Origin of the sequence: Mesorhizobium sp. 113-3-3 (genome assembly GCF_016756495.1) — a bacterium.
GTDB lineage: Bacteria > Pseudomonadota > Alphaproteobacteria > Rhizobiales > Rhizobiaceae > Mesorhizobium.
In genome coordinates, this window is the sequence record NZ_AP023243.1 from 2,064,947 (window position 1) to 2,076,969 (window position 12,023).

Consider the following 12,023-nt stretch of genomic DNA (forward strand, 5'->3'; position numbering starts at 1 on the left):
ATTGTGCTCATCCCTCAAACCGGAAAATGATCCCGGCATTGCGATGGGCATTTTACGCACGCAGCCTGTCCAATCCTGTCAGGAGACTTTCTCCGTGAGCTGCTCAGTCCCACGAACGGCGCCTGAATTCCGAATAGGCCTGGCCGCGCGACAGACCGATGTCCTTGAGCTGTTCATCTGTCATTTCCTGCAAGGCAAGCCGGCTTCGGCGCTTCTCCATCTGGCGGGCGATCCATCTCGCTGCCGCGATACACCGGGCGTGCAAGGCCCGCAGGCTCGTTTCGGTGCGGGCTGGCGGCGCCGGGGCCTGGCCAGCCAGGCGTTGTGCCGCTGCGTGATCGGTGCGCATGGCTCAACCCTCGCTCACGCTGGCCGCCGAGGCCCCGGCCTCGTTCAGCGCGGTCGCGCATTCCTCGCAGCAGACTTCGACGGACTTGCCGCCGACCTTGACGCGGATCGGGTTGGCATCGAGCTGGCAATCGCAGGCGGCGCAGGTTTTCTCGGTCATGATCTCATCTCCATGGCGTTCAATTCGACGCATTGAGATGAGCATTTCGGAGCCGGCACGGGCTGTCAGAATCTTTAGCGGTTTGCGTGCCGCGAGGAGCGGCCGGTCGATCATCCTGACAACGGTGTGTCAGCTATGCCGATCCGTGAAGGAGCCGCGGCGCCGGTCAGGCCGTCGGGTCGTCCGAGCCGGGGATGAAGGCATCGAAGGCAGCGAGGAATTGTTCGCGGTAAAGGTCGACCTCCTGCAGGATTTCGTGCTTGGAGCCGTCGATCATCAGCAGCGAACCGAGCCTCAGGCTTCTGGCGTAGGCCTCGACCGCCCTGGTCGAGACGACCTTGTCGGCGCCGGCGGCGAAGATCAGCACAGGCACCTGGATCCTTGCCATGAAGTCTGGGTCGCTGACCACTTCCGACGCCTTCGCAGCCGCCTGCAGCCAGCGGATCGTCGGACCGCCGAGCGCCATTCGCGGATACTCTTCGTAGATGCGGGTGTTGCGGCGATAGCGCTGCGGATCCGACGTCACCTTGTTGGCTTCGAAAGGCAGCGTGTGTCTGGGCCGAGGACCCCAGGCGGCATAGAGCCGGCCCAGCCCCAAAGCGCAGAGAACCGAACAGACACGGCGGACGGTTCGGATCGAGACCGGCAGGTCAGGCAACGTCAGGAAAGGCGCGATCAGCACCATGCGCCGCACGCGGTTCACCATGGATGGCGCGGCAAGCAGCGCGATCACGGCTCCGGCTGAATGGGCGAGTATGTAATAAGGCCCGCGGCAATCGGGCAGCACGATCTCCTCGAAAAACTGCTCCAGATCGGCCGTGTAGTCGCGGAAGGAGCGGACATAGCCGCGCTGGCGATCGCGGATCAGCCGGTCGGAATCACCCTGGCCGCGCCAGTCGAGCGTGGCGACGCCAAAGCCCCGGGCCGCAAGGTCGCGGATGGTCTCGAAATATTTTTCGATGCACTCGTTGCGGCCGGACAGCAGTACCACGGTGCCCCGCAGCGGACGTGTCGCCGCCGCGAACAGGCCATAGCGGATCTTCTTGCGGTCGCGCGTGATGAAAAAGCCGCCGGTGGAGTTTTCCGGTCGCGGATTGCCCTCGGTTTCGTGGAAAAGCGGCGTGTCGTGGAGAAGGTCCGTCATGCGGCGCTTTGTGCTCGGCGTCTTCGGGTGCCAGTCTGTCGCGGCTGGCCTCGTCAAGGTGATAGACGCCAACGCACCAAAAGCAAAGCAAATCCGGCTTATGCCGGGACTGTAACGGGGAAGGCCGGAAGCCGCTCGAAGGCGTGCTTCCGGCCCCTGTCGATCCGGGAGGAAGGGACGTTAACACCCGGTTCGGCCTCGTTGCGGCGCCTGTGCAAGATCCAGCGCCGCCAATCCTTGATCTTGGGGTCACTGTAGCGGCACCCGTCTGAACGGGCGCCGAAGGTCCGGTTCATCTGCCGTTCATCAAGGGGAAGGCGGCGCGGTTTTTTGCCACCCGGCGAAATCTTGAAATGCATTCGGGCGCTCCCCAAATGTGGAATGCGGTCGCCAATGTCGGGACCGCTGGTCTTCCCGAAACGCCGCTTACGGGTTTCGCACCGGCCATACGCAAACCATGTTGCTCAACAGGAGAACACCTCATGCGTCACGTTGATTTTTCCCCGCTTTACCGTTCGACCGTCGGCTTCGACCGTCTCTTCACCATGCTGGATTCGCTTGCGCAGCCCGATGGCGCGCAGACCTATCCGCCCTACAATATCGAGCGCACCGGTGAGGATTCGTACCGGATCTCCATGGCGGTCGCCGGCTTCTCGGACGAGGAAATCTCGATCGAAGCCCACCGCAACGTGCTGACCGTGAAGGGCGAGCGCAAGGACGAGGGTACTGGCGAAGGCTCCGAGCTGCTCTATCGCGGCATTGCCTCCAGGGCTTTCGAGCGCCGCTTCCAGCTTGCCGACCACGTTGAAGTCGTCGGCGCCGCGCTGAAGAACGGCCTGCTCTTCGTCGACCTCAAGCGCAACATTCCCGAGGAACTGAAGCCGCGCAAGATCGCGATCACCTCGGCTCCGGCCAAGGCCAAGCAGATCGAGGCCAAGACCGCTGCGTAATGTAGCCCAGGAATAGAAGTGTCTCCTCCCGAGACGAAAGCGGCGCCGAAAGGCGCCGCTTTTTTGTTGTTCGGGGACCGATTACCCGGCGATCAATTGGCCGAAGCGGTCGACTTCCTCGGCTGACGTGGCGAAGCTGGTGACGAAGCGGTAGAGGAGTTCGTCCTCGCCCACATGGCCGTCAAAGCCATGCGGCTTGTGCCAGTCGTAGAAGGCGGCGCCCGTCGCCTGCAGCCTCTCGGCTTCGGTCTTCTTGATCACCGCGAACACCTCGTTGGCCTGCGGCAGCCAGGCCAGCTTGGCGTGGGCCGAATCCTCGATCGCCGCGGCGAGGCGCGCGGCCATGGCGTTGGCGTGGCGCGCGGTGTCGAGCCACTGGCCGTCCTTGAAATAGGCTTCGAATTGCGCCGCGACGAAGCGCGACTTCGAAAACAGCTGGGCGGCACGCTTGCGCAGGAAGGCCAATTCCCTGGCGCGGTCGAGGTCGAACAGCACGATCGCCTCGGCGCACCAGCAGCCATTCTTGGTGCCGCCGAAGGACAGGATGTCGACACCACGCTTCCAGGTCATTTCGGCCGGCGTCGTGTCGAGCGCGACCAGCGCATTGGCAAAGCGGGCGCCATCCATGTGCAGCGGCACGGAATGCCGTTTGGCGATGGCCGAAATCGTCTCGATCTCATTCAGGCCGTAGATGGTGCCAACCTCCGTCGACTGGGTGATCGAGACCGCCATTGGCCGTCCCCAGTGGACGATTTCGGGCGCGAAGCGGCCAATGGTCCGCTCCAGATTGTGCGCGTCGATCTTGCCCAGGGCGCCGTCGATGGCATGCAAGCGCGCGCCGCCGGAAAAATACTCGGGTGCGCCGCACTCGTCTTCGATGACATGCGATTCGCGGTGCGCGAATGAGATGCCGCCGGGCTTGTTGAAGGCGGTCAGCGACAGCGCGTTGGCGGCGGTGCCGGTCGCCACGAAGAACACCGCGACCTCACGCTCGAAAATCTCATTGAAGCGCTGGTAGACCGTCTGGTCGAGTGCGCTGTCGCCATAGGCGGTGGCAAAGCCGCCGGCCGCGGCCGACAGGCCGGCAACGATATTGGGATGGGCGCCTGCCCAATTGTCGGAAGCGAAGAACATGCAACTGCCTATGTCTGGGGAAGATCGGGGTTTTGGGGAAATCAGCGCGGAGTTGAACGGTTCCACGCGCCAACCGCAAGGGCCAGGCGCCGGAAAACCGTTAAAGCCAGCCAAGCCGAAGGGGTGGGGATCGGCGACTTAAGCTTACGTTTCCCCTCAACTTCACGTAATTTTATGTCGCGGAAAGCCCAAGTTTTTTGTGAATCGGTCTTGTGTGCGTCGGGGAATTCTGCCATAAAAATTTAGGACAGTAGTGCTGTCTTATTTTGTCGCACAAAACAGGCTGGATTGGCGTAACATATTGGCCTCTCCGGCTGTTGCTGCGAGCGACAGGTGGACGGCCAGACTCTGGCCTGTACGATACCAGATGCGAACCATGCGGAAAGCCGCCTGGTTCGGCAAGGATTTCGCAAGACGTGCCGCAAGGATCAGGGTGAGCCAAGCGCTTGCCGAGGCAAATTAGCGACCGAAGAACTGGCCAGCGCCTGAAGGGCTGGGAATGGAGGATAGGACAATGACGGACATGACGCTCTCTGCGACGAACGGCCAGGCCGCGCAGACGAAAGCGGCTGCCGTCAAAAATACGTCCCGAACCAACACTGGGCGAACCGAGACTGGCCGAACCGACATCGGCCAAACCGCTTTTGCCCCTCGGGGCCTCTACGATCCGCGCAACGAACATGATGCCTGCGGCGTCGGCTTCATCGTCAACATGAAGGGCGTGAAGTCGCACCAGATCGTCAAGGACGGCCTTGCCGTGCTTGAAAACCTGACGCATCGCGGCGCCGTCGGCGCCGACCCGCTGGTCGGCGACGGCGCCGGCGTGCTGGTGCAGCTTCCCGACCAGTTCTTCCGTGAGGAGATGGCCGCCCAGGGCGTCGAACTGCCGCCCGCGGGCCAATATGGCGTCGGACACTGGTTCATGCCGCAGGACGCGGCACTTCGCGCCCATATCGAGGACATCATCGCCGAATCGGCGCAGTCCGAAGGCCTGCCGCTCATCGGCTTCCGCGACGTGCCCGTCGACAATTCGTCGCTGTCGAAGGCGCCCGACATCGTCGCGTCCGAGCCGTTCCACCGCCAGGTGTTCATCGGCCGTACGGCTGACATTCCCGATGACGAGGAATACGAGGCCCGGCTCTATCTGCTTCGCAAGGTCATCTCGGGCCGCATCTATGCCGAGAACGACAACAAGGACATCGGCGCCTATTGCGTGTCGCTGTCGGCGCGCACCATCGTCTACAAGGGCATGTTCCTGGCCTATCAGGTCGGCGCCTACTACAAGGACCTCAAGGATTCGCGCTTCGAGACCGCGCTGATTCTTGTCCACCAGCGTTTCTCGACCAACACCTTCCCGTCTTGGAAGCTGGCGCATCCCTACCGCATGGTCGCCCACAATGGCGAGATCAACACGGTGCGCGGCAACAACAACTGGATGGCGGCGCGCCAGGCATCAGTCGATTCCGAACTGTTCGGCAACAACATCTCGAAGCTCTGGCCGATCTCCTATGACGGCCAGTCCGACACGGCGTGCTTCGACAACGCGCTCGAGTTCTTGTTCCAGGGCGGCTACAGCCTCAGCCACGCCATGATGATGCTGATTCCGGAAGCCTGGGCCGGCAACAAGCTCATGGATGCCGACCGCAAGGCTTTCTACGAATACCATGCCGCGCTGATGGAACCGTGGGACGGGCCGGCCGCGGTCGCCTTCACCGATGGCCGCCAGATCGGCGCCACGCTCGACCGCAACGGCCTGCGCCCGGCACGCTACATCGTCACCGACGATGACCGCGTCATCATGGCTTCCGAGGCCGGTGTGCTGCCGGTGCCGGAGGAGAGGATCGTCAAGAAGTGGCGGCTGCAGCCTGGCCGCATGCTGTTGATCGATCTTGCCAAGGGCCGCATCGTGCCCGACGAGGAGATCAAGTCGGAGATCGCCACCAGGCACCCTTACAAGACCTGGCTCGCCAACACGCAGCTCATCCTGGAAGATCTGAAGCCGGTCGAACCGCGCGCGCTGCGCAAGGATGTCAGCCTGCTCGATCGCCAGCAGGCGTTCGGCTACACCCAGGAAGACACCAAGCTGTTGATGTCGCCGATGGCGACCACCGGCCAGGAAGCCGTGGGTTCGATGGGCACCGACACGCCGATCTCGGCGATGTCGGACAAGTCGAAGCTGCTCTACACCTATTTCAAGCAGAACTTCGCCCAGGTCACCAACCCGCCGATCGACCCGATCCGCGAGGAACTGGTGATGAGCCTGGTGTCCTTCATCGGTCCCAGGCCGAACATCTTCGACCTGGTCGGTAATTCGCGCCGCAAGCGGCTCGAAGTGCGCCAGCCGATCCTGACCAATGGCGATCTGGAAAAGATCCGTTCCATCGGCCACACCGAGGACCGTTTCGACACCAAGACGATCGACATCACCTATGGCTCGAATGAGGGCGCTGCCGGCATGCAGGGCGCCATCGATCGCCTGTGCGAGCGGGCGGAGGCGGCGGTCGCCGGCGGCTACAACATCATCATTCTGTCCGATCGCCAGCTCGGCCCGGACCGCATCGCCATTCCCGCACTGCTGGCGACGGCGGCGGTGCATCATCACTTGATCCGCAAGGGGCTGCGCACCTCGGTCGGCCTGGTCGTGGAATCCGGCGAGCCGCGCGAAGTGCACCATTTCTGCTGCCTTGCCGGCTATGGCGCCGAAGCGATCAACCCCTATCTCGCCTTCGATACGTTGCTCGACATGCACAAGCGCGGCGAGCTGCCGGAAGAGGTCGACGCCTACGAGGTGGTGTCGCGCTACATCAAGTCGATCGGCAAGGGCATCCTCAAGGTGATGTCCAAGATGGGCATCTCGACCTACCAGTCCTATTGCGGCGCGCAGATCTTCGACGCCATCGGGCTGAAGACCGATTTCGTCGAGAAGTATTTCACCGGCACGGCGACGCTCATCGAAGGCGTCGGGCTGGACGAGGTCGCCGGCGAAACCGTCAGCCGCCACACGGACGGTTTCGGCAACGATCCGGTGCTGCGCAACAGCCTCGAAGTCGGCGGCGAATATCTCTTCCGCATGCGCGGCGAGGCGCATATGTGGTCGCCCGACGCGGTCGCCACCTTGCAGCACGCCGTGCGCCAGGGTTCGTGGGAGACGTTCAAGGACTATTCGGCGCAGATCGACAGCGAGACGGCGCGCGCGCAGACCATCCGCGGCCTGTTCAAGATCAGGCTGGCTGAGGACACCGGCCGCAAGAAGGTCGCGCTCGACGACGTCATGCCGGCGGCCGAGATCGTCAAGCGCTTCTCGACCGGGGCGATGTCGTTCGGTTCGATCTCCAGGGAGGCGCACACCACGCTGGCGCGCGCCATGAACCAGATCGGCGGCAAGTCGAACACCGGCGAGGGCGGCGAAGAGGCCGACCGCTATCTGCCGCTGCCCGGCGGCGGCAAGAACCCGGAACGCTCGGCGATCAAGCAGGTCGCTTCCGGGCGGTTCGGCGTGACGGCCGAATACCTCGTCAATTCCGACGTCATGCAGATCAAGGTCGCGCAGGGTGCGAAGCCCGGCGAGGGCGGCCAGTTGCCCGGCCACAAGGTCGACGCGACCATCGCCAAGGTCCGGCATTCGACGCCGGGCGTCGGCCTGATCTCGCCGCCGCCGCATCACGACATCTATTCGATCGAGGATCTGGCGCAGCTGATCTACGATCTGAAGAACGTCAACCCGGCGGCCGACGTGTCGGTCAAGCTGGTGTCGGAAGTCGGTGTCGGCACCGTCGCGGCCGGTGTCGCCAAGGCGCGCGCCGACCACATCACCATCTCGGGCTATGATGGCGGCACCGGCGCCTCGCCGCTGACCTCGCTCAAGCATGCCGGCAGCCCGTGGGAAATGGGCCTGGCCGAGACGCACCAGACGCTGGTGCTGAACGGCCTGCGTTCGCGCGTTGCGCTGCAGGTCGATGGCGGCCTGCGCACCGGGCGCGACGTCATCATCGGCGCGCTGCTCGGCGCCGACGAGTTCGGCTTCTCGACCGCGCCGCTGATCGCGGCCGGGTGCATCATGATGCGCAAGTGCCACCTCAACACCTGTCCGGTTGGCGTCGCCACGCAGGACCCGGTGCTGCGCAAGCGCTTCAAGGGCACGCCCGAGCACGTCATCAACTTCTTCTTCTACGTGGCGGAAGAGGTGAGGGGGCTGCTCGCCGAAATGGGTTACACCCATATCGACCAGATCATCGGCGACAGCGATCTGCTGGAAAAGCGCGACGTGATCCAGCACTGGAAGGCGCGGGGCCTCGACTTCTCCAAGATGTTCTACAAGCCCGATGCGCCGCATGAGGCAGTACACTGGACCGAACGGCAGAAGCATCCGATCGACGACGTGCTCGACCGCAAGCTGATCGAGCTGGCCAAGCCGGCGCTTGAGGCCAAGCAGCCGGTCAAGATCGAGGTCGACATCCGCAATGTCGACCGTTCGACCGGCGCCATGCTGTCGGGCGAAGTGGCCAAGCGCTTCAAGCACAAGGGCCTGCGCGAGGACACCATCCAGGTGAAGCTGACCGGTACCGCCGGCCAGTCCTTCGGCGCCTTCCTGGCGCGCGGCATCTCGTTCGAACTCGTCGGCGCCGGCAATGACTATGTCGGCAAGGGCCTGTCGGGCGGGCGCATCGTCATCCGGCCGCCGGAAGAGGCCAGGATCGTCGCGGCCGACTCCATCATCGTCGGCAATACGGTGCTCTATGGCGCGACCGAGGGCGAAGCCTATTTCGCCGGTGTTGCCGGCGAGCGTTTCGCGGTGCGCAATTCGGGCGTTGCTGCCGTCGTCGAAGGCGTCGGCGACCATGGCTGCGAATACATGACCGGCGGTGTCGTCGTCGTCATCGGCAAGACCGGCCGCAACTTCGCCGCCGGCATGTCGGGCGGCGTCGCCTATGTGCTGGACGAGGCGGGCGATTTCGCCGAGCGCTGCAACATGGCCATGGTCGAGCTGGAGCCGGTACCGGAAGAAGACGATCTGATGGAAAGGCTGCTGCACCATGGCGGCGATCTCGACCACAAGGGCCGCGTCGACGTGTCCGGCGACATGACCAGCCATGACGAGGAACGGCTCTACCAGCTGATCTCGAACCACGTGCACTATACGGGTTCGGTGCGCGGCCGCGAGATCCTCGACGACTGGGCTACGTTCCGGCCGAAATTCCGCAAGATCATGCCGGTCGAATACCGCCGCGCGCTGATCGAGATGGAACGCATGCGCATGGGCGTCGCGGCCGAATAGATTTTAAGAGAATTGCCGGGGAGCCCAGGCTTCCCGGCCCCCTTCATCGACAGTTTGACCTCGGGCGCAAGGTTGCCATGGCTGCCTCAAGAGGTTAACGGGTGCGGCGAAAACCGCACCATCTGGACAGCAGGAACTGGACTATGGGCAAGGTAACAGGCTTTCTCGAAATCGACCGGCAGGTGCACAAGTACCAGCCGGCCTCCGATCGCATCCGGCACTTCCGCGAGTTCACGCTGCCGATGTCGGACAAGGAGGTCGAGAAACAGGCCGCGCGCTGCATGGATTGCGGCATTCCATTCTGTCACGGGCCGACGGGCTGCCCGATCCACAACCAGATTCCGGACTGGAACGACCTCGTCTATAACAGGGACTGGGACAACGCGATCCGCAACCTGCATTCGACCAACAATTTCCCGGAGTTCACCGGCCGCATCTGCCCCGCGCCTTGCGAGGAAGCCTGCACGCTGAACCTCGAAGACATTCCGGTCGCCATCAAGACGGTGGAACAGGCAATCGCCGACAAGGCTTACGAGACCGGGCATATCAGGCCCTATCCACCGGAGAAGAAGACCGGCAAGCGGGTCGCGATCATCGGCTCCGGCCCCGCCGGCATGGCCGCTGCCCAGCAGCTTGGCCGCGCCGGTCATGACGTGCATGTCTATGAGCGCGAGAGCCGCCCGGGCGGGCTGATGCGCTACGGCATTCCCGACTTCAAGATCGAGAAGCACTATATCGATCGGCGCATCGAACAGATGCAGGGCGAGGGCGTGACCTTCCATTGCGGCGTCAATGTCGGCGTCGACAAGCCCGTCGCCGAACTGCTCGCCGAGCATGATGCCGTGCTCTATTGCGGCGGCTCGGAAGCACCGCGCGCGGCCAACATTCCGGGCGACGATCTCGGCGGCGTGCATGACGCCATGCCCTATCTGGTGCAGCAGAACCGCCGCGTCGGCGGCGAGCCGATCCAGTCGGTGGCGTGGCCGTCACATCCAATCATCGCCGGCGGACAGCATGTCGTCGTCGTCGGCGGCGGCGATACCGCGTCCGACTGCGTCGGCACCGCTTTCCGCCAGGGCGCGGTGCGCGTCACCCAGCTCGACATCCGCCCGCAGCCGCCGGAAAAGGAAGACAAGCTCGCCGTCTGGCCCTATTGGGCGACCAAGATGCGCACTTCGTCCTCGCAGGCGGAGGGTGCGGAGCGCGAGTTCCAGGTGGCGACGCTCGAATTCATCGGCGAGGACGGCCAGCTGACCGGCGTCAAGTGCTGCGAGGTCGACGAGAAGCGCAAGCCGATCGCCGGCACCGAATTCGTCATCCGCGCCGATCTCGCCTTCATCGCCATCGGCTTTGCGGGACCAGCCGCCGCCGGCGTGGCGAAGGAACTCGAGGGTGAGATGAAAATAACCACCGACAGCCGCCGCTCCCGGAATGTCGAGGCCAATGACCGCGACTACAAGACCAGCGTCGACCGGCTCTATGCGGCGGGCGATGTGCGCCGCGGCCAGTCGCTGGTCGTCTGGGCGATCCGCGAAGGCCGCCAGGCGGCGCGCTCGATCGACGAGGCGCTGATGGGCTCAAGCGTCCTTCCCCGCTGAGCCCGTTTGGAAACTCTACTCCTGCGGCCATCTGAAGGCGTTTTCTGCGCTTCCGGTGCTCACGTACTCAAAAGTACGCTCCGCTCCGGTTCTCGACGCCATCATATGACTCACAGGAGCGAGTTTCGAAACAGTCTCAATAGTTCCGCGTGATTAAGGGTTGATCGCCGTCGTCGTGTCGGCCGCCGGGGCCGCCGCGGCTGTCGCCGGCGGCTCGGCCTTTGGCGGCCAGGAGAAATCGTCGGCGCGGCCGGGGGAGGCCTCCGGCGCCTTGCCTTCGATCACCAGTTTTTCACCGGGAAGAGCCGGATTGGCCTCTGCCGGGGGCGCGGCGCCGAGCAGTTCGGTGCCGCCGTCGAGCGCCGGGTCGCTAAGCAGCATCGGTGCGGTGCGGTCAATGACGATCGGTGCCGCTGCCGGCGCCGGCGCCTCGACCGGCGCGCCCGCCGGAGCCGCCGCCGGGGCCACGCTGCCGGGCGCGGCCAGGCCCAGGATCTTGGCCAGCGGCTTTTCGGTGTAGAAGGCGAGCTTGCGCTTGCCGGCCTTGGAAACGTTGATGCCGTCATCGGCGCGCAGCCGCACCGGCTGGCCGTTCATGTCGGGGCCGGTGGTGACGAAGGCGCCGTTCTCATCGACGAAGCCGTCCCAGACGTCGACGAATTCGCCACCATGGTTTTCGGCCGCCTGATGGTAGATGTCGTTGAAGGCCAGCATGTCGGAGGTCATCTTCGGCACCCGGAAGGCCGGCATGCCGACCCACAGGAAAGGCACCTTTGCTGTGGCGATGGCCTTGCCGAGTTCGTCGGTGCGGCGCTCATATTCCTTGGTCCAGTTCTCGGACCGGGGTTGCTCGCGCACGTCGCCGACCTTCATCTGCTGGCGGTCGTTGGAACCCAGCATGACGACCACCGCTGCCGGTTTCTCGGTCTCGATCAGCGATTTGATCTGTTCGGGCCAGTTGTAGAAGTCATCGCGCACGAAGCCCGACGAGCCGTTGCTGCGCACGACGATCCTGACGCCGGGATTGTCGGCGAAGGCGGTGTCCAGGCCCTCGGCAAGGCCTGTGGCCATGAAGTCGCCGACCACCAGCACGGTGCGGGCGTCCGGCGTCTTTTCGACCACAGGGATTTCAGGCTGCTCCGGCGGACGCGGGGCGCGTTTTTTCGCCTTGGCCTTCGGTCTTGCCTTCTGGATGTCGAGCGGCGGTTCGACCCGCTCGCTGCGCCGTGGAAACAAGAGGTCGCGCAACGACCAGCCGCGATTTTGCTGCGGCTGCTCCTGCGCCATGGCCGGTGCATGGAAGGCATCGGCGGCGGCGATCGCCAGCAGGACTATCGCCAGAAAAAGGATCGGCGTGCGACGAACAAGGATCGCGATACGCGCGGCCGAAACCAATCACTCCTCCATCCCCTTG

Annotated in this window: 9 protein-coding genes; 3 read left to right on the forward strand and 6 right to left on the reverse strand. The window is 64.1% G+C overall.

Going from position 1 to position 12,023, the window contains the following annotated elements; translation table 11 throughout:
- Positions 1-103 precede the first annotated feature (103 nt).
- The 4 genes from JG746_RS10060 to JG746_RS10075 all read right to left on the reverse strand — a co-directional run bounded on the left by JG746_RS10060 (position 104) and on the right by JG746_RS10075 (position 2,011).
- A complete protein-coding gene (locus JG746_RS10060) occupies positions 104-349 on the reverse strand; it encodes a DUF1127 domain-containing protein (RefSeq protein ID WP_202357989.1) in 246 nt (81 codons plus the stop codon).
- A 3-nt stretch (positions 350-352) separates the two neighbouring features.
- Positions 353-508 (reverse strand): hypothetical protein, encoded by a 156-nt coding sequence (locus JG746_RS10065; RefSeq protein ID WP_202357990.1) that lies wholly within the window; start codon positions 506-508, stop codon positions 353-355.
- A gap of 166 nt (positions 509-674) precedes the next feature.
- Positions 675-1,652, reverse strand: a complete 978-nt coding sequence (locus JG746_RS10070) for an alpha/beta fold hydrolase (RefSeq protein ID WP_202357991.1) — start codon at positions 1,650-1,652, stop codon at positions 675-677.
- 98 nt (positions 1,653-1,750) lie between these two features.
- On the reverse strand, positions 1,751-2,011 hold the full coding sequence (locus JG746_RS10075; protein WP_202357992.1) for a hypothetical protein: 261 nt from the start codon (positions 2,009-2,011) through the stop codon (positions 1,751-1,753).
- A gap of 123 nt (positions 2,012-2,134) precedes the next feature.
- Here JG746_RS10075 and JG746_RS10080 point away from each other — a divergent pair, with 123 nt between their 5' ends.
- Positions 2,135-2,602: an Hsp20 family protein gene (locus JG746_RS10080; RefSeq protein ID WP_013893124.1), complete on the forward strand. Its 468-nt coding sequence runs from the start codon at positions 2,135-2,137 to the stop codon at positions 2,600-2,602.
- An 81-nt stretch (positions 2,603-2,683) separates the two neighbouring features.
- Here the strand turns inward: JG746_RS10080 and JG746_RS10085 are convergent, their stop codons facing one another.
- Positions 2,684-3,736 (reverse strand): threonine aldolase family protein, encoded by a 1,053-nt coding sequence (locus JG746_RS10085; RefSeq protein WP_202357993.1) that lies wholly within the window; start codon positions 3,734-3,736, stop codon positions 2,684-2,686.
- Between the two features lie 514 nt (positions 3,737-4,250).
- On the opposite strand from JG746_RS10085, the gene gltB reads away from it, so the two are divergent.
- Complete coding sequence (gltB, locus tag JG746_RS10090; protein ID WP_202357994.1) at positions 4,251-9,011, forward strand: glutamate synthase large subunit; 4,761 nt, start codon at positions 4,251-4,253, stop codon at positions 9,009-9,011.
- A gap of 143 nt (positions 9,012-9,154) precedes the next feature.
- Complete coding sequence (locus JG746_RS10095; RefSeq protein WP_202357995.1) at positions 9,155-10,609, forward strand: glutamate synthase subunit beta; 1,455 nt, start codon at positions 9,155-9,157, stop codon at positions 10,607-10,609.
- A 153-nt stretch (positions 10,610-10,762) separates the two neighbouring features.
- Here the strand turns inward: JG746_RS10095 and JG746_RS10100 are convergent, their stop codons facing one another.
- Positions 10,763-12,004: an SGNH/GDSL hydrolase family protein gene (locus JG746_RS10100; protein ID WP_202357996.1), complete on the reverse strand. Its 1,242-nt coding sequence runs from the start codon at positions 12,002-12,004 to the stop codon at positions 10,763-10,765.
- Positions 12,005-12,023 lie beyond the last annotated feature (19 nt).